Origin of the sequence: Microcoleus sp. B5-D4 (assembly GCF_036705145.1) — a bacterium.
In the GTDB taxonomy this organism is placed as follows: Bacteria; Cyanobacteriota; Cyanobacteriia; order Cyanobacteriales; family Microcoleaceae; genus Microcoleus.
In genome coordinates, this window is the sequence record NZ_JAUBTV010000008.1 from 128,627 (window position 1) to 151,876 (window position 23,250).

26 protein-coding genes are annotated in these 23,250 nt (G+C 46.2%); 20 read left to right on the forward strand and 6 right to left on the reverse strand.

Going from position 1 to position 23,250, the window contains the following annotated elements; translation table 11 throughout:
* Positions 1-18: 18 nt before the first annotated feature.
* On the reverse strand, positions 19-1,032 hold the full coding sequence (locus QUB10_RS06085) for a PleD family two-component system response regulator (RefSeq protein ID WP_333200439.1): 1,014 nt from the start codon (positions 1,030-1,032) through the stop codon (positions 19-21).
* An 837-nt stretch (positions 1,033-1,869) separates the two neighbouring features.
* Between QUB10_RS06085 and QUB10_RS06095 the strand changes: the two genes are divergently transcribed.
* From QUB10_RS06095 to folP, 5 genes are all read left to right on the forward strand, one after another.
* A complete protein-coding gene (locus QUB10_RS06095; protein WP_333157288.1) occupies positions 1,870-2,823 on the forward strand; it encodes a hypothetical protein in 954 nt (317 codons plus the stop codon).
* A gap of 100 nt (positions 2,824-2,923) precedes the next feature.
* The gene (locus QUB10_RS06100; RefSeq protein WP_006633749.1) at positions 2,924-3,109 is read left to right on the forward strand and encodes a PCP reductase family protein; all 186 of its coding nucleotides are present in this window, start codon (positions 2,924-2,926) and stop codon (positions 3,107-3,109) included.
* 75 nt (positions 3,110-3,184) lie between these two features.
* Complete coding sequence (tpiA, locus tag QUB10_RS06105; RefSeq protein ID WP_333200477.1) at positions 3,185-3,910, forward strand: triose-phosphate isomerase; 726 nt, start codon at positions 3,185-3,187, stop codon at positions 3,908-3,910.
* Between the two features lie 122 nt (positions 3,911-4,032).
* Positions 4,033-4,593, forward strand: coding sequence for a Uma2 family endonuclease (locus QUB10_RS06110; RefSeq protein WP_333200441.1), 561 nt, complete (start codon positions 4,033-4,035; stop codon positions 4,591-4,593).
* A 136-nt stretch (positions 4,594-4,729) separates the two neighbouring features.
* A complete protein-coding gene (folP, locus tag QUB10_RS06115) occupies positions 4,730-5,599 on the forward strand; it encodes a dihydropteroate synthase (protein WP_333200442.1) in 870 nt (289 codons plus the stop codon).
* Here folP and QUB10_RS06120 read toward each other — a convergent pair.
* Positions 5,590-6,429, reverse strand: coding sequence for a stomatin-like protein (locus tag QUB10_RS06120; RefSeq protein ID WP_333139986.1), 840 nt, complete (start codon positions 6,427-6,429; stop codon positions 5,590-5,592). The two genes, folP and QUB10_RS06120, sit on opposite strands and share 10 nt — an antisense overlap.
* A gap of 191 nt (positions 6,430-6,620) precedes the next feature.
* On the opposite strand from QUB10_RS06120, the gene QUB10_RS06125 reads away from it, so the two are divergent.
* Positions 6,621-7,391, forward strand: a complete 771-nt coding sequence (locus QUB10_RS06125; RefSeq protein WP_333200444.1) for a tetratricopeptide repeat protein — start codon at positions 6,621-6,623, stop codon at positions 7,389-7,391.
* A 104-nt stretch (positions 7,392-7,495) separates the two neighbouring features.
* Here QUB10_RS06125 and aroB read toward each other — a convergent pair whose 3' ends face one another.
* A complete protein-coding gene (gene aroB / locus QUB10_RS06130; RefSeq protein ID WP_333200446.1) occupies positions 7,496-8,590 on the reverse strand; it encodes a 3-dehydroquinate synthase in 1,095 nt (364 codons plus the stop codon).
* 77 nt (positions 8,591-8,667) lie between these two features.
* On the opposite strand from aroB, the gene petL reads away from it, so the two are divergent.
* The 3 genes from petL to QUB10_RS06145 all read left to right on the forward strand — a co-directional run bounded on the left by petL (position 8,668) and on the right by QUB10_RS06145 (position 9,593).
* The gene (gene petL, locus QUB10_RS06135) at positions 8,668-8,769 is read left to right on the forward strand and encodes a cytochrome b6-f complex subunit PetL (RefSeq protein ID WP_006633742.1); all 102 of its coding nucleotides are present in this window, start codon (positions 8,668-8,670) and stop codon (positions 8,767-8,769) included.
* Between the two features lie 180 nt (positions 8,770-8,949).
* Entirely contained in the window at positions 8,950-9,153 is a 204-nt protein-coding gene (locus tag QUB10_RS06140) for a hypothetical protein (RefSeq protein ID WP_190741596.1), read from the forward strand.
* Between the two features lie 35 nt (positions 9,154-9,188).
* A complete protein-coding gene (locus tag QUB10_RS06145; RefSeq protein WP_333200448.1) occupies positions 9,189-9,593 on the forward strand; it encodes a hypothetical protein in 405 nt (134 codons plus the stop codon).
* A 15-nt stretch (positions 9,594-9,608) separates the two neighbouring features.
* On the opposite strand, the gene QUB10_RS06150 is transcribed toward QUB10_RS06145, so the two are convergent.
* From QUB10_RS06150 to QUB10_RS06160, 3 genes are all read right to left on the reverse strand, one after another.
* Positions 9,609-9,950 (reverse strand): HNH endonuclease signature motif containing protein, encoded by a 342-nt coding sequence (locus QUB10_RS06150; RefSeq protein ID WP_333200450.1) that lies wholly within the window; start codon positions 9,948-9,950, stop codon positions 9,609-9,611.
* Positions 9,951-9,979: 29 nt separating this feature from the next.
* Positions 9,980-10,300 (reverse strand): hypothetical protein, encoded by a 321-nt coding sequence (locus QUB10_RS06155; protein ID WP_333200452.1) that lies wholly within the window; start codon positions 10,298-10,300, stop codon positions 9,980-9,982.
* A gap of 110 nt (positions 10,301-10,410) precedes the next feature.
* Positions 10,411-10,644, reverse strand: coding sequence for a hypothetical protein (locus QUB10_RS06160; RefSeq protein WP_333200454.1), 234 nt, complete (start codon positions 10,642-10,644; stop codon positions 10,411-10,413).
* A 135-nt stretch (positions 10,645-10,779) separates the two neighbouring features.
* Here QUB10_RS06160 and QUB10_RS06165 point away from each other — a divergent pair, with 135 nt between their 5' ends.
* The 11 genes from QUB10_RS06165 (at position 10,780) to QUB10_RS06215 (ending at position 22,888) form a co-directional block, all read left to right on the forward strand.
* Complete coding sequence (locus tag QUB10_RS06165) at positions 10,780-10,992, forward strand: helix-turn-helix domain-containing protein (protein ID WP_236502947.1); 213 nt, start codon at positions 10,780-10,782, stop codon at positions 10,990-10,992.
* 10 nt (positions 10,993-11,002) lie between these two features.
* Entirely contained in the window at positions 11,003-11,215 is a 213-nt protein-coding gene (locus QUB10_RS06170) for a helix-turn-helix transcriptional regulator (protein ID WP_333150720.1), read from the forward strand.
* Between the two features lie 17 nt (positions 11,216-11,232).
* Positions 11,233-11,445: a helix-turn-helix transcriptional regulator gene (locus QUB10_RS06175; RefSeq protein WP_333200456.1), complete on the forward strand. Its 213-nt coding sequence runs from the start codon at positions 11,233-11,235 to the stop codon at positions 11,443-11,445.
* A gap of 125 nt (positions 11,446-11,570) precedes the next feature.
* Positions 11,571-12,107 carry a Uma2 family endonuclease gene (locus QUB10_RS06180; protein ID WP_333200458.1) on the forward strand — a complete coding sequence of 179 codons (537 nt, stop codon included), beginning with the start codon at positions 11,571-11,573 and terminating at the stop codon, positions 12,105-12,107.
* Between the two features lie 123 nt (positions 12,108-12,230).
* Positions 12,231-12,821, forward strand: a complete 591-nt coding sequence (locus tag QUB10_RS06185) for a chromophore lyase CpcT/CpeT (RefSeq protein WP_333200460.1) — start codon at positions 12,231-12,233, stop codon at positions 12,819-12,821.
* 111 nt (positions 12,822-12,932) lie between these two features.
* A complete protein-coding gene (locus tag QUB10_RS06190; RefSeq protein WP_333057384.1) occupies positions 12,933-14,081 on the forward strand; it encodes an NAD-dependent epimerase/dehydratase family protein in 1,149 nt (382 codons plus the stop codon).
* A 681-nt stretch (positions 14,082-14,762) separates the two neighbouring features.
* Positions 14,763-15,896, forward strand: a complete 1,134-nt coding sequence (locus QUB10_RS06195) for a glycosyltransferase family 1 protein (protein ID WP_333200463.1) — start codon at positions 14,763-14,765, stop codon at positions 15,894-15,896.
* A 584-nt stretch (positions 15,897-16,480) separates the two neighbouring features.
* Positions 16,481-19,153: a GAF domain-containing protein gene (locus tag QUB10_RS06200; RefSeq protein ID WP_333200465.1), complete on the forward strand. Its 2,673-nt coding sequence runs from the start codon at positions 16,481-16,483 to the stop codon at positions 19,151-19,153.
* Between the two features lie 151 nt (positions 19,154-19,304).
* A complete protein-coding gene (locus QUB10_RS06205; protein ID WP_333200467.1) occupies positions 19,305-20,447 on the forward strand; it encodes a hybrid sensor histidine kinase/response regulator in 1,143 nt (380 codons plus the stop codon).
* A 315-nt stretch (positions 20,448-20,762) separates the two neighbouring features.
* On the forward strand, positions 20,763-21,593 hold the full coding sequence (locus QUB10_RS06210; RefSeq protein ID WP_333200469.1) for a GUN4 domain-containing protein: 831 nt from the start codon (positions 20,763-20,765) through the stop codon (positions 21,591-21,593).
* 704 nt (positions 21,594-22,297) lie between these two features.
* Positions 22,298-22,888 carry a YdcF family protein gene (locus tag QUB10_RS06215; RefSeq protein ID WP_333200471.1) on the forward strand — a complete coding sequence of 197 codons (591 nt, stop codon included), beginning with the start codon at positions 22,298-22,300 and terminating at the stop codon, positions 22,886-22,888.
* Positions 22,889-23,250 lie beyond the last annotated feature (362 nt).

Genomic DNA, 23,250 nt, shown 5'->3' on the forward strand with positions numbered 1-23,250 from the left:
AGTTTTTGATCTTATGATTTAATGAGTGAACTCCTTAACTGTATGAGTCTTGGTACAAAAAGTATTACGACCTTGGTCTTTGGCTTGATAAAGTGCTGCATCGGCAGCAGTAATTAAAGTTTCTGGCAGGCACTCTTGGGTGGGAATCACAGTGGTAATACCGAAGCTGAGCGTAATGCAATGATTCGGAGAACTCTTATGGACTATTGCTAAAGCTTGGACGCAAGCCTGAATTTTTTTAACGATTTGGACGGCTCCCTCAAGCTCTGTTTCGGGCAAAATCACTACAAATTCTTCACCTCCATAACGTGCGACTAAATCTCCAGCTCGATTAATACTGCGATTGAGAGCTGCGGCCACTTGCTGTAAACATACATCCCCTGCTTGGTGTCCATAAGTATCGTTGTAAGGCTTGAAGAAATCGATATCACACAAAATTAGTGACAAAGGAGTTTGCTGCCTCGTCATGCGTCGCCACTCCTGCTCTAGCTGTTCGTCAAATTGACGGCGATTGGCAATCTGAGTCAAACCATCCATTGACGCTAGGTATTTTAATTGTCGATTGGCGGCCTCTAGCTGCTTGTAAAGTAGAGTTTGTTGCTGTTGCAAGTGGAATTGCTGAATCAACCGCCGCACTCTCTGTCGCAGAACAGCCCAGTGAATTGGTTTGGTTATATAGTCAGCCGCTCCTGCTGCAAACGCTCGATCGACAGATTCTTTATCTTCTAAGCTAGTAATCATCAAAATAGGTGGGCGATCGCTCTGAGGCACTTCAGATAATTTTTGACAACAAGCAAAACCATCCATAGTAGGCATCACTGCATCTAGCAGTATCAGGTCTGGATGTACTTCCTCATAAGCTGCTAGCCCTGTCAACCCATCACTAGCTTCGGCCACGCGGTATTTTTCCTTCTGTAAATACAGTCGAAGTTGCAAACGAATCAAGGCATCGTCATCGACGATAAGAATTAGAGAGGACGGTTCCGTAGATGGATTAGTCGAAATGGCTGAGTCTTCTAATGATTGATACATACGTCAGGGTGTATCTTAAACTTTGGAAACATTCTAGCCTAGCATATTTTGACCGTGGGATGGAAAGTGAAAACTTGGCAAATATGTCATAAATTATACACCAGATAAGCTGCCGCAACAACATCCTAGGCAGCGTCCGGTTTGTTAAACCAACAGCCACAGTCAACTTAAAATTTATCGCTTTTTTTCGGAGATATAAAGTCTGGTCACTTGCGCTAATTTTTGTAAATATGTAATTATTTTGGGGGCATTAAACAGTTTTTACAACGTCGAGGGATCTTTGACGAACGATCGCCTGTTATCTGGCGATCGCTCGTGGGACAATATGCTATATTTCTCAACTTAATTCAGCCTTTTTCGGGTGCATCAAATTCCTGCCTCATTTTTAAGCGATCGTCCGATCTATTTTTGGGGAATACATCTGATGGTCACACTATCACGTATAGCTTCGCCCTTGGTTGAGCGTTGGTTCGCACCAGGAAGCACAGAGTGCAAAAAGGCGTAAGCTTTGTTAACAAACATTTACAGCGTTCTGCGCGATCTGGGATAGGTGTTTTCTCTCCTTTCTCCCAATAATCCCCCCAGATATTGTCTAAACTCCTGTCTTTGGGTTTGAGTCGGGAACACATCGTCAAAGCGTTGGAATCATCTTTCAAAGCATGGGCGGATGGAAGCTATACTATAGGAATTCTCGCATCATTTGTGAATTTCTTACGGACTCCCCGCGAGTTCGGGGAGGGTTGGGGTGGGGTAAAAAATTTATGACTCCTGCAAGCATTGCTATATATACTATAATCACTGGGAAACAGTAAATTAACTTGATGGATCTCACTTACTATGGAAGTAGCACTGCCTGATTTTTCTCAAAGCTTTCAAAAAACGAAAGAAGTTTGGACAGAACAAGTCGGAAAAGCAATGAATTCTGTTTCCGAAGCAACAGCCGAAGCTAAATCTTCTCTCTCTGAAACTGCGTATCAGGCAAAAGAAGCTCTGACTCAAACTACGAATTCTGCCGTTAATACTGTTAATCAAACTACGAAGAATGCTTTAGGTACTGTAGCGGAGAAAACCGAAAAAGCGAGGATTTCTATATCTGAAGTCACGAATCAAGCCGTTAGTGCAGTCAGTGAAAGTACCAACAAAGCTGTTGATGCTGTTTCTCACTCTGCGGCAACGGCCAAAGAAACTATTAATCAAACTACTAACTCTGCGGTTAATACTCTGAATCAAAGCACTAGCCAAGCTGTAGAGAGTGTAAATATAGCTACAGAAAAGGCTAAGGCTTCATTAGAAGATAGCATTAACAAGGCGGCAAATATGAGCGGTGCCGCTTCAGATGCCATTCAAAACGCTATCAATGGTACTGTCAAAGATTGGATTGATTCTCACCCTGTAGTCTTCTGGTTGGTGAGTCATCCGCTGATATCTTTAGCAATGTTGCTACTATTTATATTCATGATCTTGGGTTTATTGCAGGCTTTAGGTAGCTTTTTTGCAGAAGGATGGTTATTTATTCTGCAAAGCCCTGGAAAAATTATGCAAGGGGTTTGGAGTGTCGGCTCTAAATCTGTAAGTAATTTTGGTGGAGTGGCCGTAAACTCATTGGTTTCAAAGAATCCCGAAGATAAAAATAATTCAGCTTTACAATTGAGGGGAGTTGAATCAAACAGTTTGGAGTCTCAGGAACGACTTGCTAATATTTTGACAAGGTTGGAGGCAATTCGAGAAGAGCAGAATCAGCTTTTACAAGAAGCGTCGGCTATTTTAGGCAACAAATTTAAGGCAGAGTGAGAAGGTGTGGGGCGATCGCAACTCGTGGTAAATTTAATACATCCAGGCTTTCCATCAAAGCCAGATCCATGAAGGCTTGTAGTCGATCGCTCAAAACGCCATGCCCGATTCCGAATTTTCCGATGATTTAAAATGGACGCCAGAAGCCAAGGCGAAGCTGAAAAATATTCCCTACTTTGTCCGGGGACAAGCTCGCGTCCGCATCGAGCAGTTGGCCCGCGAAGCCGAAACCGAAGTCGTCACCGTTGACTTAGTTGAGCAAGCTCGCATCGAGTTTGGGCAATAAGGGCTCGAAATGTACCCTAAAGCTTTAAACTATAAGTTGCCTGATTTTGATGTTCACAGAGCTACTGAGTCACCCGTGCGGAAAATAGTTATTGCTGGCAACTGGAAAATGTACAAAACTAGGACTGAATCCCTAGAGTTTCTTCAAGGATTCATGTCCTGCCTGACGGAAACCCCAGAGGAACGGGAAGTCGTGCTTTGCGTTCCCTTCACTTCCTTGGCTGTCCTGTCGAAAAATTTGCACGGCAGCCGGATCAGACTCGGTGCTCAGAACGTCCACTGGCAAGAGTCTGGAGCTTTTACTGGGGAAATTTCCGGGCCAATGCTGAGTGAACTTGGTGTCCGTTATGTCATCATCGGCCACAGCGAGCGACGCCAATATTTTGGGGAAACTGACGAAACGGTCAATTTGCGGCTAAAAGCGGCTCAGAAATACGATTTAATTCCGATTCTGTGCGTTGGGGAAACCAAGCAGCAGCGAGATGCAGGGGAAACTGAATCTCACATTTTTTCTCAATTGGAAAAAGATTTGGTTGATGTTGACCAAAATAAGTTGGTAATTGCTTACGAGCCGATTTGGGCGATTGGCACTGGCGATACTTGCGAAGCTAAGGAAGCTAACCGAGTTATTGGTTTGATTCGCAGTAAATTGACTAATCCTGGCGTGCCAATTCAGTACGGCGGCTCCGTCAAACCGGAGAATATTGATGAAGTTATGGCGATGCCTGAGATTGACGGGGTTTTGGTTGGTGGTGCTAGTTTGGAAGCTGCGAGTTTTGCTCGAATTGTCAATTATCAGTAATAGGTAATTGCTAATAGGTAATTGCTAAGTGGTAAGTGGGACCAGGGCAGCGGGAATTAAACAGCGATCGCCTACAATTGTGATGTGCCGTTCAGTGTTTCTCGGATCGGGAGAATTAACCTATGACTGCGATCGTTAAACCCAAACCCGCCTTAGATGAGTTCCTCAAACTTCCTGAAACTGAACCGGCCTCAGAATTTCTTGAGGGACAAATCATTCAGAAGCCCATGCCTCAAGGTGAACACAGCGTACTTCAAGGTGAACTCTGCAAGACTATCAATCAAGTAGCGAAAACTCGGAAAATTGCCAATGCTTTTCCCGAGTTGCGCTGCACTTTTGGCGGGGCATCAATCGTGCCAGATGTAGCAGTATTCCGATGGGAAAGAATTCCTTTTTTGCCATCTGGTAGAATTGTTAACCGCTTTGACATTAATCCCGACTGGTCGATAGAAATTCTATCTCCCAACCAAAGCCAAACAAAAGTGCTGAGTAACTTGCTCCACTGTTCGCGAAACGGCACTGAGTTGGGGTGGTTACTAGACCCAGAAGAAGAGAGTATTTTGGCAGTATTTCCCGGACAAAAAGTAGAACTGTATAAAGGTGCAGCTCTGTTGCCAATAATTGATAAAATTGAATTAGAATTGACAGTTGATACTGTTTTTAGCTGGTTAAGTTTTGGTTGAACAGTGTTGGACGCATTAAGACTCAAAGAAACCGGGTTTTTTACAGAATCTGTGGGTTGCAACCAAATATTGTCGTGAAAAAACCCGGTTTCTGGCTACCCGTGCGTCCAGTCCGATATCAAATCCCACGATCGCCATGACAAATAACCCAGAAAAAATTACAATTAGAAATAAAGCTTTCGAGTGGGGAAAACGCACTTATCTAATGGGCGTTTTGAATGTTACCCCTGATAGTTTTAGTGACGGGGGAGATTTCTCTACCATAGAATCTGCTTTAGCGCAAGCGGAAAACATGGTAAAGTCGGGGGTAGATATTATTGATATTGGCGGTCAATCTACTCGGCCCGGTGCAGCGGAAATATCATTAGGAGAGGAGATCGATCGCGTTATACCTGTAGTACAAATACTGCGACAAAAAGCAGATATTTTTGGCTCAGTTCCTATTTCGGTAGATACTACCAGAGCGCAGGTTGCGAAAGCTGCGGTAGAGGCGGGAGCTGATATAATTAACGATATTTCGGGAGCAACTTTTGACTCGGAAATGCTGTCAACGGTTGCTCAGTTAAAAGTGCCAATAATTTTGATGCACATTCGGGGAACTCCCCAGACGATGCAACAACTCACAGATTATCGCGATTTAATGGGGGAAATTGGGGAATTTTTCGAGAGTCGAATTGCGGCAGCAGTTGCGGCGGGGATTGACAAATCTCAAATAATTCTCGACCCTGGTATTGGCTTTGCCAAGACTTACAGTCAAAACTTAGAAATTCTGCGAGAGTTGCGAAAATTCCGTGTTTTAAACTGTCCGATTTTAGTCGGAGTATCGCGAAAAAGCTTCATCGGTCACATTTTGAATCAGCCAGAAGCGAAACAAAGAGTTTGGGGGACAGCGGCGGCTTGTACAGGTGCGATCGCAAATTTGGCAGATATCTTGCGAGTACACGATGTCAGAGAAATGCACGATGTTTGTCTGGTTGCCGACGCTATCTTCAGGAATCAGTCTTGAGAAGTGTTAGTCTCGATAACTGTTATTTGGCTGCCCTCAGAAGGAGGCGTCACATCGGGCATAGAACCCATCAGTTCGCCCAGAGCTTCGCTCATGCTTCTGGGGTCCATAAACAGAATTTTGGCATTGTCGCTTTCGCCCAATTTTTGTTGAGCGTCTAAGTATTTTTCCGTTACTAAGTAATTCAAAACTTGCTTGCTATTGGGATGGGAGTCTAAAGCTTCAACTAAGAGCCTCATATACTCCTTAGTACCGATCGCCTTATTGACCATTGCTTGCCACTCGCTCTTGGTAGCGCGCTCCAATTCCATAGCTTCTTGCACCCTTTTCGGAGGTGTAATGCTTTGAATTTCCACCCGAATTACTTTGACACCCCAAGTTTCGGTAGCTTCGTCCAACTTTTTGAGTAACTTTTTATTCATGTCATCTCGGGAACCCAAGATGTCTTGCATGGGCAATCGACCAATTTCAGCGCGAAACGTCGTTAAAACTAAGTTGGCGATCGCATTTTCAATTTGATCGATTCCATAATAAGCTTTCTGTAAATTCACAACCCGCCAATACACAACGGCATCGACTTCGAGAGCCACATTATCTCCCGTGATTGCTGATTGAGGTTTAATGTCTAAAACTCTTTCACGGCTTGTGTCCACGCAGACGACTTTTTCGACCAGGGGACTGATAAAGTGGAATCCTGGCTTGAGGGTGCGCTTGTATTGACCCAAACGTTCCACTAAAGCTTCGTCGCCACCGCTGACTATTTTGACGCTTGAGTTAACAGCGTAGCCGAGGATGAGCGCAAAGAGCATGGTAAGAATAGACTGCCCCATTTCTATTTTCCTGCTAAGGTTGACTGAGAATCGATCGGAATTCTACTCTAATTTAACTCAAACTCGGCCCCGCAGTGCTAAAATATCTCGACTGTTAATAACTAACTATTTCATCGGGTGGGCCCCATCGGCTCCGACTCTTACGGCCCTAGTGAAACCCAGGATATCAACAACACGTTTCCACAAAAGACATGAAAAACGATCGAGAGTTTCCCTGGTTCAAACCTTTGAGGTGGATTGCCCCAAGCATTTTGGTGGGTGCAGGAATCTGCAGTGTCGCAGTGGCCCAACCGGCCGGGGCTGAGACAATCGCCCTGCAACTCTCGCAAAACTTGCAATCGCAGAACTTGCAGCCATCGCGCCGAGGCCCTGCTGTTCGGGAAGTTCTGTCCTACGAGATGAAGGGAGACGAACTCAGGATTTGCAAGCAGGAAGGCAACTCCGAGAAAAAGTGCCAAGTTGTAGGTAAAGGCTACACGATGGGTTTGAGAACGGCCAACGACCTTTACGGTCAAGGAAATGCTGTCAATGCCGAAGCTTTGTACCGGCAACTAATCGCTCGCTATCCCAAAGAAGCGGATGCTTATTACAAGTTGGGAACTATGCTGTCGGGACAAGGTAAAATGAGCGATGCGATCGCTCTATTCCAAAAAGCAATTGAAGTCAACCCGCAGCACGCCAAAGCTCACAACGATTTAGGCGTGGCGATGGCAAGTCAGGGGCAGTTGCCCGAGGCAATTGTTCAGTGGAGACAAGCCGTTAAAATTAACGATCGATATCCCGATGCTTTAAACAATTTAGGAGTTGGTTTGTACCAACAAGGAGACAAGGAAAACCAAGCGGAGGCAGTAGCCAGCCTAAAAAAAGCTAAGGAGTTATTTATCAAGCAAGGCAGAACTCAAGCCGCTAATAGAGTCGATAAAATCTTGGAGGAAATTAATTCGCGGTCGAGCGGCTCTTAAGCTGCATTGGTTATTGGTTATTAGTTATTGGTTATTAGAACAAACAAATAACTACTAACTACTGACTACTGACTACTGACTACTGACTACTGACTACTGACTTCCTAAAGCATTTCCTTCAAAACTTGTATAATCAAATCCCCATCCACCCGATCGCTCACAGCAGCCTCACCAAAGCGCACCGGCAGCACAAACCGCACCTTGCCATCCTGCACCTTTTTATCCAGTTGCAAAGTATGCAAAATTTCCTCAACATCCACACCAGCCGGCAATTTTGCAGGTAAACCCGCTTTTTCAAGCAAAGCAGACTGACGGCGATCGCACTCAGCATCCCACATTCCCAACTCCACAGCCAATCGGCTTGACGCAGCCATGCCGATTGCCACTCCTTCCCCGTGATTGATCACCTTGTAATTTGTCAAACTTTCCACAGCATGACCGATGGTGTGCCCGTAATTCAAAATCGCCCGTAAACCCGATTCCTTCTCGTCTTTGCTGACCACCTCAGCCTTAGCTTGGCAAGACCTACTCAAAATTTCCGCCAACAAATCCGCCTTCACATAGCGCATTTGATCCAAACGCTTGCAATTCTCCAACTTCCCAAAAAGTTCAGCATCCCAAATCACCCCGTACTTGATAACTTCCGCCATCGCCGAACGAAACTCCCTCGCCGGCAGAGTTTTGAGTACATCCGGGTCAATCAAAACCAAGCGTGGCTGGTGAAAAGCCCCGATTAAATTCTTCCCTAAAGGATGATTTACCCCCGTTTTGCCGCCAATAGAAGCATCAACCATCGCCAGCAGCGAAGTCGGAACCTGTACAACATTAATTCCCCGCAGCCAAGTCGCGGCCGCAAAACCCGTCATATCGCCAACCACCCCGCCACCCAAAGCCACCATTGTCGAGGAACGTTCTAAGCGGTTTTCCAAAGCCGCACCGTAAATTTTCTGTACCGAATTTAAAGTTTTGTACTGCTCTCCCGGTGGTAAAATGCAGCTACTGACTTCCAAACCGGCTGATTCGAGGGCTGCTGTTGCTCTTTCGCCGTACTGCCGAAAAATCGACTGATTCGACACCAGCAGCACTTTTTTGCCCAAACTTAGATCGCCCATCAGACTGCCGAGTTCGTCTAAGCCGCCCGATCGCACGCAAACATTGTAAGATTGTGGCCCCAAGTCAACTTTAATTATGGATTGCATATTTATCTAATTTAGATATTAGATTTTAGATTATAGTTCTTATAGGTCTTTTTATTGATTTTTTTGGAGAAATTGCCATGACTCTTAGCGGAGCAATAACTTATTTTGGGATTTTTGGCGGCATGATCGGCTTGGCGACAGTGCTGATGTTTGGTCTGCGGGCTGTCAAACTCATCTAATTTGCTAATTTAGATGTCTCAACCAGAGGATTTAATCTCTGGCAAAAGTATCAGTTCGACAAGGTATTTGCGCCACAAATCTCTAGGTTTATCTGTAGATTGACGGCGCAAATGCTTCGACGACTAATATAACTTTAGGCTAGAATTGATTAATTTGATATTTGACTTATTGACAATTGCATGACCAATACTAATGAATCCAACCCAGAAGATACCTCTTGGCACGCAGCAACAGATCCAGAAAAGTGTTTGGAAATGGAACGAAAGTATGGATGGAAGTTGCTGCGAATTAAGAGAGTCGGAGGAGATATTTTAAAAGTCAATTGTATCTTTAAAGGACAAACTCGCTTTCCTAACTATCTAGAAAATGAGGATGAAGATTAATTATGCGGAAATATATCATTTTTAAGGCTCAATCGATGTCAGCAGAAGGCTGGGAAAATAGAATGTTGGCTCACACTGGGGCAACAACTGATATTCTCTGCGAGTATTATGATTCCTCTGACGAACCCCTACCTCAACCGGGGAATCGTCCCTACGAGTTTTACCGGATTGAAGAGTTCGACGATCCGCAATTCCCCGATAGCGATACTCACTATCGAGTCGGAGATTGGGAAGTTGTCAGGGTTGAACAATACCCCACTGAGGCACCAGGAAGCAACTACGATTTGATTGCTGTATGTTATTGTCAGTACGCACCTAAACCTAGTCCGCTGATGCCAGTCCCAAGTGCTGGTATTTCGATCGACTCGTTTGGAGGAGATGAGGCAGCTTATCAGCAATATCTTGAGAGTAATGCTAAATCTGAGGTTTATTCACCTTGAGGATGAGAAGATGACTTATTCTAATTGACGAGCATCTTCAGCAGGTGGATGCCAACCACCTTCTACCCAAAACCTGCGCGATCGCCGAATCGAATCCTTTTCATCATAACGTTCATCATTAAGGTCAAGCCGATTGCAAGTTGCTCGACCTATGGGAGTTTTAGGGACAATATTTAGACCATCTGCTGTCCCGATAAAATGTTCTGACCACTGCTGCTGACGAGGATTAAATAATAAACATTCTTGCGGAGTTTCCTGGTCAATTCCGTTGGTAAAATTGTAGTGGCGTTCGTTGCAGCGACGGCAAGCTAATGCTAAATTTTCACTGTCATCAGATCCGCCGAGACATTTGGGCATGAGATGATCTATGGTAAAGCGATCTGGGCTTAGATATTCTGGAGAGTGGCAGTATTCGCAGAGATATTTAGCTCGTTGTCGCATAAATTGTCGAGTGCGATCGCACACCATTTAGCTTGGGTGGAAAGTTGGGCGTTAATCAAGGTAAAAATTCGGGATAGTTCGATGATGCCAGCTAATTCGGGAAGTTCATCGACAGTTAACAAATCTAGTCTTTTTCTCTCTAGCAGTTCTTCCATGCGAGATTGGAGATCGTCGGTAAATCTGAATAAGTAAATATTCCCAAATTCTACCATTTTGATGCCTTGGGGCATCAAAGAAGAAGGTTTTACCATTAATTGAGTATTCATAGGGATCGAAGCTCTCAGATACTCTTGAAATATTGTAGCTTATCAGTTGTCAAGTGGATTTAAGGAAAGAGCGATCGCACTTGCTATAAAACACGATCGCTCCTGATTAATTACAACATTCGTTCTAATTGAGTCGATCGAACTTCTGCCAATTTCTCAGCCCCTGTCGTATCAAAAACGATCGCGTGTTTAGCCGTCGGCAACAACCGCTGTAAAATCTGTATGTATCCCTCCGCATCGCCCCGGCGGTGGAACCTTGCCACAACCAATCGCTGCATATTTGGCAATTGCCGCACGATACACCAGGGATGAGCGTTTAATTTGGGCTTGGATGTTGGTATCATAGGGTAATCCTTCCCCACGTTCGTGGGGTGTGGTAGAAAAGGCGATCGCCCTTAAGTTTTCGAGGCTAGGAGGGCGATCGTTTTTAGTGTACATAGATATCATATGTTGCATACGCATCAATGTCAAGTTAAAACATGGGATACGTTAGACTGCGGATTCGAGAACTAGCTGAGCAAAAGGGTTGGACACTAAAGCAAGTTGCCGATCGATCCGGAGTTAATTACAACACTGTCAGAAGCTACGTTCAGCGCGATACTTTAAACACGGTCGATCTTTCTGCTGTCTACAAAATTGCCCGCGCCTTCGACGTGACAATGGAAGATTTGGTCGAGATTTTGGAAGATTGAGGGCGCACCAATGGGGCGAGTTCGACTAAAGATTCGAGAGTTGGCAGAAGAAAAGGGCTGGACGCTGCAAGACGTGGCAGATCGCTCAGGGGTTAATTACAACACGGTTAAAGGGTACGCTAGACGCGATGATGGGATGAGTATGGTCGATCTGAGTGCCGTTCAGAAGATCGCCCTTGCTTTTGATGTCATGATTGAAGATTTGGTCGAGTTTTTGGAATAGTAAGGGCGATCGCGCTAATGGGATATGTTAGATTGCGGATTCGAGAACTAGCTGAGCAAAGAGGTTGGACGTTCAAAGAAGTTGCCGATCGATCCGGAGTCAACTACAACACTGTCAGAAGCTACGGGAGGCGCGATGCTTTGAATACAGTCGATCTTTCTGCTGTCTACAAAATTGCCCGCGCCTTCGACGTGACAATGGAAGATTTGGTCGAGATTTTGGAAGATTGAGGGCGCACCAATGGGGCGAGTTAGACTAAAAATTCGAGAGTTGGCAGAAGAAAATGCATTGATTTTGCGATATAATGCAGTAGAGTTTTGCGCGTGACAAGCGCAGTGAAGTCCTTCTAAAAAACATGGTTCAGTCCATTGCAACAGTTTCACTAGAAGAGTTTCTTGCTCAACCAAATATTGAGTCTTCGCCCGCATGGGAATTGATGGCTGGGCGGGCAGTTCAAAAAACTATGCCAACTCTGTTTCACTCGCGACTGCAAAACAACTTGGTTAACTATATCAATGATCGTACCGATAGATTTGAAGCAGTCCCAGAATTGCGCTGCTTGGTACCTCCCCATTCACCAGTGCCAGATATCGCGATCGTAGCGTGCGATCGGCTTCCTGATGAAGACGGGCCGTTTGATGGAGCGCCAGATTGGTTGATTGAAATTCGATCGCCAAATCAAAGCACTTTAGACTTGCAGAATAAGATTCTCCTTTGCCTTAGCAATGGAACGCAATTAGCATGGTTAATAGATTTATCTCGCCAACAAGTTTGGGTATGGCAGGGCGATAACCTACCCCTAGTTTGTTCGGGAGCAGACATTTTGCCAACAGTAAGTATTGTACCCGAACTTACTGTTGATGCTGTGATGGCAATGACGCGGCGACAATAGGGGGTTTTTAACACTCCAACTCTGAATAATTGTCGCAGAATTTCGTCGGACGCGCCCTTTCCCCTAAAATAATTTTTACTAGATCCCCAATCCAAAATCTAAAATCTAAAATCTAAAATCGAAATGACTCATTCCACCGATATCGTCACTCTCGCCCGCTGGATGGCCGCCGACTTCAGCAACCAAGCCCAAGCCTTTGAAAACCCGCCATTCTTCGCCCACATCCGCGTCTGCATGAGGCCTTTACCCGTCGAAGTTCTGGATGGGCTCAGCTTGTACCTAGAACAAGCCTACGATATTGAACTGCACGTACCGTACCGAGTCCGAGTTTTGAAATTAGTCCCGGTGGGCGATCGAATCGACATCGAAAATTATGCCATAGAAAACGAAGAACAATTCTACGGCGCGGCCCGCGACCCGCAACGGCTGCAAGAAATCAAAAAAGCACAACTGACTCTACTTCCCGGATGCACCTTTATTACGCAGTGGACGGGCAACAGCTTCAAAGGGTCTGTCGAACCCGGAAAAGGCTGCATGGTGGTCAGAAAGGGCAAAAAAACCTATCTAGACAGCGAATTTGAGATTGACCAAGACAAATTTATTAGCCACGATCGCGGACGTGACCCAGAAACCGACGCCCACGTCTGGGGAGCCCAGGCCGGCCCCTTTGAATTCACCCGCCGGGCCAGTTTCGCCGACGAAATTCCGGTTTAATCCAAAAAAACAGAGTCCCTCCTGGGCGAACACGCGCTTATTAAAGGTTCAGAATGCACCAATACCTGGTACATTAACCCAGTATTGGCAAGCAAGATTCACCGTTGATTTATGAAAGTCCTGGTTATTGGTGGCGATGGCTATTGCGGTTGGGCAACCGCACTCTACCTTTCTAACAAAGGTTACGAAGTTGGCATCCTCGACAGCTTCGTGCGGCGGCACTGGGATCTGGAACTGTGCAGCGACACCCTCACTCCCATCGCACCGATTCAGCAACGACTCCAGCGATGGCAAGATTTAACGGGCAAGTCGATCGACTTGTTCGTCGGTGACATCACCAACTACGATTTTCTCAGCAAAAGCATGAGAAAATTTGCACCAGAGGCGATCGTCCATTTCGGCGAACAGCGTTCGGCACCTTTCTCAATGATCGATCGCGAACACGCAGTCCTCACCCAAGTCAATAACGTCGTCGGGACACTCAACCTGCTGTACGCCATCCGCGAAGACTTCCCCGATTGTCACCTAGTGAAATTGGGGACAATGGGCGAATACGGCACGCCGAATATTGACATTGAAGAAGGCTACATTACGATCGAACACAACGGCCGCAAGGATACACTACCCTATCCCAAACAACCAGGCAGTTTCTACCACCTGTCAAAAGTCCACGACTCCCACAACATCCATTTTGCTTGCAAAATCTGGGGTTTAAGAGCCACCGACTTAAATCAGGGCGTAGTCTACGGCGTGCTCACAGATGAAACCGGCATGGATGAACTGTTGATCAACCGTTTGGACTACGACGGAGTATTCGGTACAGCATTGAACAGATTTTGCATCCAAGCTGCGATCGGTCATCCTCTGACAGTTTACGGCAGTGGCGGACAAACCCGCAGCTTCTTAGACATTCGGGATACCGTGCGGTGCGTGGAATTGGCTCTAGCCAACCCCGCCGAAGCCGGACAATTCCGCGTCTTCAACCAATTCACCGAACAATTCAGCGTCGGCGACTTAGCCTCCTTGGTGCAAAAAGCAGGCATGGCAATGGGATTAAAAGTAGAAATCAACAACATCGAAAATCCCAGAGTCGAGAAAGAAGAACATTATTTCAATGCCAAAAACACCAATTTGCTAGACCTCGGTTTGCAACCGCACTACCTCTCAGATTCCCTGCTCGATTCTCTGCTGAATTTTGCTACAAAATATCAGCACCGTGTCGATAAAAACCAGATTTTGCCGAAGGTTTCTTGGAAGTAATTTCTGGTATCTATTTGCGGGTAAAAATTTTTTTAACGAACCGCGAAGGCGCGAAGGGCGCGAAGCAAGAGGAAAGAAGGGAAGAGAGGAGAAGGGTTCGCAAGTTCTGAATGGATTTGGCTGTATATTACGATGATCTATCTTTTTTATCTCTTTCTCTGTGTCCTCTGTGTCCTCTGCGGTTAATTAAAAAATGGCATCAGGTTTTTATGGCTGGCTTGTTTGGGAAAAAATTCCCTGAAAAATCAAATTCTCATTCTGTTGCTTTTGGTGGTTCTGCCTGGATTTTCAGCGAGGGCAGTTTTTGCTTATTATTTAATAGGGGAATGGGCTGCTGTAACGCCGAGTGATCTAAATTAGTGGCGAGTTAGCGAAGGCTTATCTGCCACTTAAAAAACAAGATAAATTGCCGGAACAGCACAGGAAATTCACAGAATTAATTGCTTGACCGAAAGTGTGGGATGGCTTTTAGGTGGGATAATTGTATCAATTGGCATTCAGGGAATTGGCATTTTATCCCAAAAACCTATCGCTCGGAATTAGCGGTAGTGCAACAGAAAGAAGAAGTGTAGAAAAGCAGCCGATCGCACGCAATGACTTACTCCCCCGACACAGTGTATCCTGTTACCGATGACGTTTGCCCCAAGCTATGATTATCGGCTCCCTAAGTAACTTATTTTTATGAAAATTGCTCTGTTCACTGAAACATTTTTGCCGAAAATAGACGGCATTGTGACGCGCCTGATTCACACTGTAGATCACTTGCAGCGATCGGGCGAACAAGTTCTGATATTTTCTCCAGATTACGGAATTAAAGAATACAAAGGCGCACGAGTTTACGGTGTGGAGGGCTTGCCTTTGCCGATGTACCCGGAATTGAAAATGGCACTTCCTTCTCCCGCTGTCGGCCGCCAATTAGAGCAGTTTAAACCGGATATTATTCACGTTGTCAATCCCGCTATTTTGGGATTGGGCGGTATATATTACGGCAAAAAGTTGAATATTCCGATTTTGGCTTCTTACCACACCCATTTGCCCAAATACTTGCACCACTATGGTTTCGGAGTCCTCGAACCTTTATTGTGGGAATTGCTCAAAGGTGCCCACAACCAAGCAGAATTGAATCTGTGTACTTCTACAGCAATGGTGGAAGAATTGAGAACCCACGGCATTGAGCGAGTAGATTTGTGGCAGCGGGGCGTAGATACTGAAATGTTTGTCCCGGAATTGGCAAGTCGAGAAATGCGATCGCGCCTTTCTGCAAATAACCCAGACAGTCCCCTGCTGCTGTACGTCGGCCGCCTCGGTGCAGAAAAAGAAATCGAACGCATCAAACCAGTCCTCGCAGCGATTCCCGACGCCCGCCTCGCCCTAGTGGGAGACGGCCCGCACCGGCAAACCCTTGAACAATTTTTTGCCGGTACACCCACCAATTTTGTCGGCTACCTCAAGGGGCAAGAACTCGCAAGAGCTTACGCATCGGCCGACGCCTTCATTTTTCCATCCCGCACCGAAACCCTGGGCTTAGTGCTCCTAGAAGCAATGGCTGCGGGGACGCCTGTAGTGGCGGCGCGCAGCGGCGGAATTCCCGATATCGTCACCGACGGTGTTAACGGATATCTATTTGATCCCGCCGACGAAGAAGGAGCACTCGCCGCCACCCAGCGTCTGTTTGCGAATCCCGAAGAACGGGAAACCCTGCGCCACAACGCTCGCCGAGAAGCCGAACGCTGGGGTTGGGCAGCCGCCGCGGCACAACTCCAGCGCTACTATCAATCAGTGGTATTTGCCCAGTCTGTGCCCAGAGCGGCCTAAATGTCAGGATCTGTAGCACCTTTAAACATCACCGCCAGCTTAGCTTGGCTGTTCGATCGTCAGTTGGTAGTGAACAGGGATGTTTTCAAAGACCGATCGAACTTTTTTGCTGCATAAATTACCGTCGCTATCCTGCTGTTGCGTTTACCATTAAACTATGAGTAGCTCTGTAGGAATGCCTTGCGCGCTGCTTTCATAGCGCCCTTTACCTGACCGGATACGGTCGCCGAGTGCGCTAAAACAGTCACACCGCGCGCTGGGGCCGAGCACAGGGCGTCCAATCCACATTGCACTCTCGATCGAACTAAAGCTTGTCACCTAATTTTCAGGCCTTCTGTTTTGCGAACTCAAGTTCAGCTTGAATGGACGAACCCTCATCAGTATCATCGAGGTTGTAAAAAAGATCGATCGAGCATACATCACAAGCACACTGAAGTTGCGTGCGCCACTTTTGAACTCACGATTCATCAAAGCGACAAGCGAGTGCCGATGCGCTTGCAAACAAATTCAAGAGTTTGCACGGCTGCCGAATCTAGCGCCGATCGACCTGCGGTCAGTCTACCCCTCTGAGCAAGCAGTTAATCATGACATTCTCCAATGCTGGTAGCGTTCTGGCTACACTGACTCAAGTCAATTTTATGGGGGCATTGACCTCCCGTGTTAAGAGCCTGCCAGTTCCTGAATTAGTGTGCCTGCTGGACTTTATCACGGCTGAATTTCAGCAATTTATCCGGGCGATGGACCTGATTAACAATGAAGCACTCGAAAGTCTCTTAGAGCAACTTTTAGATGCCTTCACTGTCAAAATTGGTCAAATTTTGCAAGCAGACCGGACAACAATTTTTTTGGTTGACTCCAACAAAAATCAACTGTGGCACAAAACACTCGATCCACTTACGGGCGAGGAGGTAGAAGTACGCTTGCCTATGGATGCAGGCATTTTAGGCTACGTAGCAACAACCGGAAAATCGATTAATGTCGCCGAAGCTCGATCGCACGAGTATTTTAATTCCGAAGTAGACGAACCACCGGGCTATCAAATCGACACTATGCTCTGTATGCCGATTTTTAGCAGCAAGAGCCAACATGAACCCGTAGCAGTGGTCAGACTGTTAAATAAAGCTGGCAATGTCTCCTTTAGCGAGGAAGACGAACAGCAGTTCCAGGCTTTTGCAGATTCGATCGGGATTATTCTCGAAAGCTGTCAGTCTTTCTACGTCGTCGCCCGCAACCAGCGAGGGGTTGCCGCACTGTTGAGAGCCACCACGACTTTGGGTCAAAGTCTTGACTTGGAAACAACTTTGCGCTCTGTCATGGATCAAGCTCGCGACTTGATGCAAGCCGATCGCAGCACGCTATTTTTGTTAAATCGGGAAACCAACGAACTTTGGACAAAAGTCGCCAAGGCTGACGGCAAAACGATGGTAGATCTCCGCATTCCTGCTAATAAGGGAATTGCTGGCTACGTGGCTTCGACCGGTCAACCTCTAAATATTACAGATGCTTACGACGATCCCCGCTTTGACCCCTCTACAGACGGGCAAACGGGATACCGCACTCGGACTGTCTTGTGTATGCCCGTGCATAACGCTAAAGGTGAGCTGATCGGGGTAACTCAGCTAATTAATAAGAACCAAGGTACTTTCACCCCTTCCGACGAAGAGTTTTTGCGAGCGTTTAATTCCCAAGCGGGAATGGCGTTGCAAAATTCTCAACTGTTTCAGAACGTGATGGTGGAAAAGCAGTATCAGAAAGATATGCTGCAAAGTCTTTCTGATGCAGTGATTTCCACCGATTTGAAGGGGCGAGTTGTGACTATCAACGAAGCAGCCCTAGAATTGTTGGGCTGTCCGGTAAATCAAGCTAAAAGCAAACACAATCCCCAGATTTGGGAAGATAAACTGGTGAATCGCTATGTTTGGGAAGTTGTGCCGATCGAAAATTTGCAATTTCGACTAGAAGACAGTCTCAAAATTGCTGCCCGACATTACGTTCCCGAACAAAGTTTAACTGTGGGACTGTTGGTAGAAAAAACGCTAAATTCCCAACAAAAAGAAGGAGAAGAAGAAGAAGAAGAAGAAGAAGAAAGTTATATTTTGGCAGTGCCCGATCGCGCTGATCCTAATTTATATTACGCTTGGGGCGAAAACCGCGCGTGGACTGAGGAAGTAGCGCTGGCAGAATTAGCTAATGCCCAATCTCTATTTGCGCTGCGAAATTCTGCCCTGTATCACCCTTATTGTCCGCTGCCCATCCCCGCCTCTCGAATTAAAGTAATTGAACGTAGTTTGAATTTGACTGTCAACCCGCTAATCAATCCAGAAGGCGGCGTGCGCGGCGGTTTAGTGGTACTCGAAGACATCAGCCACGAAAAGCGGATGAAAAATACGATGTACCGCTACCTGACTCCTGGAGTCGTAGATAAAGTGATGGCCTTGGGTGAAGGCGCCCTGATGGTGGGCGAACGCAAAGAAGTGACTATTTTATTTTCTGACATTCGCGGCTACACCACGTTGACTGAAAATTTGGGAGCGTCGGATGTGGTATCCCTGCTGAACGAATATTTTGAGACGATGGTGGAGGCCGTTTTCCACTACGAAGGCACTTTAGACAAGTTTATCGGTGATGCTTTAATGGCCGTGTTCGGCGCGCCCCTGCCGCTGAATCCTCCGGAAAGTCACGGTTGGATGGCGGTTCAGTCGGCTTTAGATATGCGCCGGCGTTTGAAAGAGTTTAATGATTCTCGCCCCGGCGAAGATCCGTTTCGCTTCGGAATTGGAATTAGTTCCGGAGAGGTGGTTTCGGGAAATATTGGTTCTCAAAAGCGAATGGATTACACGGTAATCGGGGATGCGGTGAATTTGAGTTCGCGATTGGAACAGCTTACAAAGGAGTACGGATGCGATATAATTTTGAGCGAATTTACATACAGTTTGTGTCGCGAAGGAATTTGGGTGCGAGAGTTAGACAAGGTGCGGGTTAAGGGCAAAAATCAGCCAGTGGGTATTTACGAGTTGCTGCAAAATAGTTCTGAACCCATTGATGGGGAAACCCTTCGGTTTTTGGAACTTTACAGTAACGGTAGGGATGCTTATATTGCTAGAAATTTTCAGAAAGCTATTAGTTATTTTGAAGCGGCTTTAGCAATGCGACCCAGCGATCGACCTGTGGAAGTTCACCTCGATCGATCCCTGAGATATTTGGAAGTACCCCCGCCGGACGATTGGGACGGTGTGCATACGATGACAACCAAGTAGTAGATTATATTACATCCGAGTGCTCAAAAGTAAAAAGATTTGATAAAGTTGTGAGATATTCCTTATGACAGAGTTAACAAGTGTAAAAATGTGAAATCATAAATCGGATGCCATATTAAAGTTTAGAATTTATTTCCAGGCTAACAATTAAATGAGTTATTTATCTGTTCCGAATGCCACAAAAGCCGATCGCATTCTGGTGGTAGACGACGCACCAGATAATGTTTTGTTGGTTCAAACAATCCTAGAAGAAGAAGGTTACGAGATTAGCACGGCAGAGAACGGCTTTTCTGCCTTGAGTCAAATTGACAAGTCAGCCCCGGATTTGGTACTGCTAGACGTGATGATGCCGGGAATGGATGGTTACGAAGTCACTAAACGAATCCGAGACAATAAGGAATTGCCCTTTATGCCGATTTTGCTGATCACTGCTCACGACAGTGCGAGCGTAGTGCAGGGATTGGACATGGGAGCAGACGATTTCATCCGCAAACCAGTGGAAATGGATGAACTGCTGGCGAGGGTTCGATCGCTCCTGCGGCTAAAACACAGCGTAGACGAGCGCAATTCGATCGCCCTCCAGCGCGAAGATTTTGTCTCTCGACTCGCTCACGACTTGCGGACGCCCCTCGTAGCAGCCGATCGAATGATAACTTTAATGCAGCAGGGAGCTTTGGGAGAAATTTCGCCTCAGATGGGCGAGGCTTTGGGGACGATGGTTCGCAGCAACAAAAACCTGATCGCGCTCGTAAATATGCTGCTGGAAGTCTACCGCTACGAAGCAGGCGCCAAATCCCTAAGTTTCGCTGCGGTGGATTTGCGCCAGCTTATTACTGAGGTAGCTGAAGAACTAGCTCCCCTAGCCGATGCTAAAGGTTTGTCGGTAAATTTAGACTTGACAGAAAGTGCAGAAAGTGCACCGATTGCGAAGTATCCGGGCGATCGTCTGGAGCTGCACCGCTTGCTGACAAATTTAATCGGAAATGCGATTAAATTCACCGACAACGGCTCAATAGATGTCAGCTTAAAAGCTGCCAATTCACCTGCTTATACGAGCTTCGGAAACCAACCGCTGGCATGGGTAATCATAGAAATCCAAGACACCGGTGCAGGCATTTCTCCCACCGAAAAAGCAAAGTTATTTGAAAGGTTTGGCCCGGGAACTCACAGGAGATCCGGTACAGGTTTGGGACTACACCTCTGCCGCCAAATAGTCGAAGCTCACCGCGGCACGATCGAGGTAAAATCTGAGTTGGGCCAAGGCAGTTTGTTTAGTATTCGCTTGCCTTGTTAGAGCGCTATAAATAACTCTAACTTTCGGGTGCTAAATGCCCACATTAGTACAGAAAAACTGTAATTGTAGGTTGCAAAGTGCGTACCTAATCGAATGAGGGTTAATTTACCGGATGTCATATAATATCGTTTCCGGCTGCATCGTCAGGTGATAAATTAGAGGGCAATTCATGAAGGATTTTTACAAGTCGCAACCTATCTCGGCGCAATTTTCAGTTGTTCGATTCACAGTCAACAGTCAACAGTCAACAGTCAACATCATGTCTGAGTGCAACGGGAATTGATATAATTACTTGGCAACCGAATTTATGGCAATATGTCTAACTGTCCAGTGTGCGGTGCTGAATACATAGAAGAAAAAGCAGAGTGGTGCTCGATTTGCGGCTGGGATTTGACTCCCTACCCGCAGCGTGCTAAGCCTTCCAAAACTTATTTAAAAAAAGAACAAGTTAGATTGCAGTGGGCAAAACAAATGTGGGAATTGGCCCGCAATCAACAAAATTGGTTAGCTAAATTTGATGAGTTGCAGGGGGAAGTGCAGCAAGGTGCGATCGCCCGCACATACATTCAATCTCAGTTAGAATGGGTTCTGTACCGCCTCGAACAACTAAACCCCGAATTGATTGTCAGCACTCTACTGCGACTAGAAGACAAAATCGGCGCCATACCTGACCAAACTCCGGCTATCTCCGAAGTAGGGATGGACTACCGCCAACTGACAAAGCTATTAGAAACCGGAAAATGGCGCAAAGCTGATGAACACACTTGGGAAATCTTGCTGAAAATCGCTGTCAGGGAAGACGAAGGCTGGCTGAGTGCAGCCGATATTGACAGTTTTCCTCCTACAGACCTTCGCACGATCGACCAACTTTGGCAACAATACAGCAGCGGGCGGTTCGGGTTGAGCGTGCAGCAGCTGATTTGGGCAAGTACCGAGGCAAATTATACTGAATTTTGCGATCGAGTCGGCTGGAGAGTCAAGGAAAATTGGAAATATTACAGCGAGCTCTCCTTCAACGAAGATGCTCCCCCCGGACATCTCCCCGTCACCGCATGGAGACAGCGCGCCTGTTACGGTGCGGGTAAACTCACCGCAGCCGAAAACTTTGCCCGCATCGCTGCGAAATTGGCAACTGGCGATCGCTAATCATCCAAAATAAAAAGTTCAAAATCGACATTAACTGCTATAATCAAAACGGTTTAGCAACTGGGGCTGTGGCTCAGATGGATAGAGCAAGCGCCTCCTGAAGAATCGGGCACCCTGCGAGGAAACTCTAGGAGTGAATGTGGTCAAATTTGGTGAAACCTAAAGAGTTCGTGGGTTCCTATGACTCTAAGGCAATACCAAGCCAAGCCTGAGTTCAGGGCGATTATGCGATCGCCTATATTGAAATCAGGAAGGTTTAGAGACTAGACGGTCACCACCTAAAAGCTGCAAGCATATGGTGAAGGTATAGTCCAGAGAGTGGGGAAACTCACACAAATCTGAAGCGCTAGGTCGCCGGTTCGAACCCGGCCAGTCCCGTTAAAAATCAAGAAAAATTAAAAGCATGAGGGGTAAGCCTAAGTTTTAACCCTCTGTTTTGCATATCCGCTAAGGAATTGGCTCGCAGATTTTATAGCAACCGCCCAGGCGGTTGCTATAAAATCTGAAATCTAAAATCTCAAATCCCCCGTTTAAGCCCCACCACAAGCGTAGAGTCAATCTAAAATCTAAAATCTAAAATCTAAAATCTATGATCCCCTGACCCTTTTTTAAATTTTAATTTTTAATTCCTGTTAGTGGGCTGTACGTGCGGTATTTTTTGCTATGGTTCCTTTGTGAGTTACATAAAATTTTTATAGGTTTAGATGTGGTTAAGAATCAATTCAAACACGCGGCGTTACCAGCCTTTGAATACTTCACGCAGTTTTTGGTTCCTAGTAGGGCTTTTGATGGCGTGTTGGTTTGGGTATCAGCAGCTTAAGAGCGAATTTCAGAGACCCCAAGCTTTGTTAGTTCTAGGTGGGGCTACGGAGCGAGAGGTGTTTGCCGCCAAATTTGCTCTGGATCATCCTGAATTGCCGATTTGGGTGTCGTCTGGGAGCAATCCCGAGTTCGCTGAATGGGTGTTTTCAGAAGCGGGAATTGAGTCCGATCGCCTGCACTTAGACTACAGAGCAGTGGATACGGTAACAAATTTTACTACGCTCGTAGATGAATTGAAAGCTCAAGGGATTGAGAGCGTGTATCTGATCACTTCTGACGATCATATGCGGCGAGCTCAGATTATCGGCGAAATCGTACTCGGTAGTCGAGGCATTAGTTTTAAGCCTGTGGCAGTTCCGTCTGGGCGAACCCCCGAACCGATGCAAAAAGCTGTTCGCGACGGCGCTAGGGCTATTCTTTGGCTGACAACCGGTTATACAGGTGCTAACTTCAGCCAAGCCAGAATGGAATAAACAAAGGAAAGCATTGAGCAAGTTTTAAATTTTTTCCCATTCCCTCTGGTTTTAAAACTTGTTTTCTATAAGTATTTAAGGAACCGGGAAGATGCTGATGATAAATGCTTCAGTTGACAGTTGACAGTTGACAGTTGACAGTTGACAGTTGACCGCACGCGGGGCGACATCTACCTGGAAGGAAGAGGATTGGAGTAATGAATAGTCTTCTTTTAATTTCTCCCACTTATGGTTGCGGCTTTAAACCAATTCTTTCTGGTAAGAGAAGAGAACGAGTAGTTTAAACCCACATTCCGCACCCCCAACTGGCACATACGCGGATTGAGGGGGTAAAAGTGAATCATCCGAGACAAAGCGTGAGT

Excerpts from the sequence above, each read along its gene's own strand:
- QUB10_RS06085 (WP_333200439.1), bottom strand. The coding sequence starts at position 1,032 with ATGTATCAATCATTAGAAGACTCAGCCATTTCGACTAATCCATCTACG.
- QUB10_RS06095 (WP_333157288.1), top strand. The coding sequence starts at position 1,870 with ATGGAAGTAGCACTGCCTGATTTTTCTCAAAGCTTTCAAAAAACGAAA.
- QUB10_RS06100 (WP_006633749.1), top strand. The coding sequence starts at position 2,924 with ATGCCCGATTCCGAATTTTCCGATGATTTAAAATGGACGCCAGAAGCC.
- QUB10_RS06110 (WP_333200441.1), top strand. The coding sequence starts at position 4,033 with ATGACTGCGATCGTTAAACCCAAACCCGCCTTAGATGAGTTCCTCAAA.
- folP (WP_333200442.1), top strand. The coding sequence starts at position 4,730 with ATGACAAATAACCCAGAAAAAATTACAATTAGAAATAAAGCTTTCGAG.
- QUB10_RS06120 (WP_333139986.1), bottom strand. The coding sequence starts at position 6,429 with ATGGGGCAGTCTATTCTTACCATGCTCTTTGCGCTCATCCTCGGCTAC.
- QUB10_RS06125 (WP_333200444.1), top strand. The coding sequence starts at position 6,621 with ATGAAAAACGATCGAGAGTTTCCCTGGTTCAAACCTTTGAGGTGGATT.
- aroB (WP_333200446.1), bottom strand. The coding sequence starts at position 8,590 with ATGCAATCCATAATTAAAGTTGACTTGGGGCCACAATCTTACAATGTT.
- petL (WP_006633742.1), top strand. The coding sequence starts at position 8,668 with ATGACTCTTAGCGGAGCAATAACTTATTTTGGGATTTTTGGCGGCATG.
- QUB10_RS06140 (WP_190741596.1), top strand. The coding sequence starts at position 8,950 with ATGACCAATACTAATGAATCCAACCCAGAAGATACCTCTTGGCACGCA.
- QUB10_RS06145 (WP_333200448.1), top strand. The coding sequence starts at position 9,189 with ATGTCAGCAGAAGGCTGGGAAAATAGAATGTTGGCTCACACTGGGGCA.
- QUB10_RS06150 (WP_333200450.1), bottom strand. The coding sequence starts at position 9,950 with ATGCCCAAATGTCTCGGCGGATCTGATGACAGTGAAAATTTAGCATTA.
- QUB10_RS06155 (WP_333200452.1), bottom strand. The coding sequence starts at position 10,300 with ATGAATACTCAATTAATGGTAAAACCTTCTTCTTTGATGCCCCAAGGC.
- QUB10_RS06160 (WP_333200454.1), bottom strand. The coding sequence starts at position 10,644 with ATGATACCAACATCCAAGCCCAAATTAAACGCTCATCCCTGGTGTATC.
- QUB10_RS06165 (WP_236502947.1), top strand. The coding sequence starts at position 10,780 with ATGGGATACGTTAGACTGCGGATTCGAGAACTAGCTGAGCAAAAGGGT.
- QUB10_RS06170 (WP_333150720.1), top strand. The coding sequence starts at position 11,003 with ATGGGGCGAGTTCGACTAAAGATTCGAGAGTTGGCAGAAGAAAAGGGC.
- QUB10_RS06175 (WP_333200456.1), top strand. The coding sequence starts at position 11,233 with ATGGGATATGTTAGATTGCGGATTCGAGAACTAGCTGAGCAAAGAGGT.
- QUB10_RS06180 (WP_333200458.1), top strand. The coding sequence starts at position 11,571 with ATGGTTCAGTCCATTGCAACAGTTTCACTAGAAGAGTTTCTTGCTCAA.
- QUB10_RS06185 (WP_333200460.1), top strand. The coding sequence starts at position 12,231 with ATGACTCATTCCACCGATATCGTCACTCTCGCCCGCTGGATGGCCGCC.
- QUB10_RS06190 (WP_333057384.1), top strand. The coding sequence starts at position 12,933 with ATGAAAGTCCTGGTTATTGGTGGCGATGGCTATTGCGGTTGGGCAACC.
- QUB10_RS06195 (WP_333200463.1), top strand. The coding sequence starts at position 14,763 with ATGAAAATTGCTCTGTTCACTGAAACATTTTTGCCGAAAATAGACGGC.
- QUB10_RS06200 (WP_333200465.1), top strand. The coding sequence starts at position 16,481 with ATGACATTCTCCAATGCTGGTAGCGTTCTGGCTACACTGACTCAAGTC.
- QUB10_RS06205 (WP_333200467.1), top strand. The coding sequence starts at position 19,305 with ATGAGTTATTTATCTGTTCCGAATGCCACAAAAGCCGATCGCATTCTG.
- QUB10_RS06210 (WP_333200469.1), top strand. The coding sequence starts at position 20,763 with ATGTCTAACTGTCCAGTGTGCGGTGCTGAATACATAGAAGAAAAAGCA.
- QUB10_RS06215 (WP_333200471.1), top strand. The coding sequence starts at position 22,298 with ATGTGGTTAAGAATCAATTCAAACACGCGGCGTTACCAGCCTTTGAAT.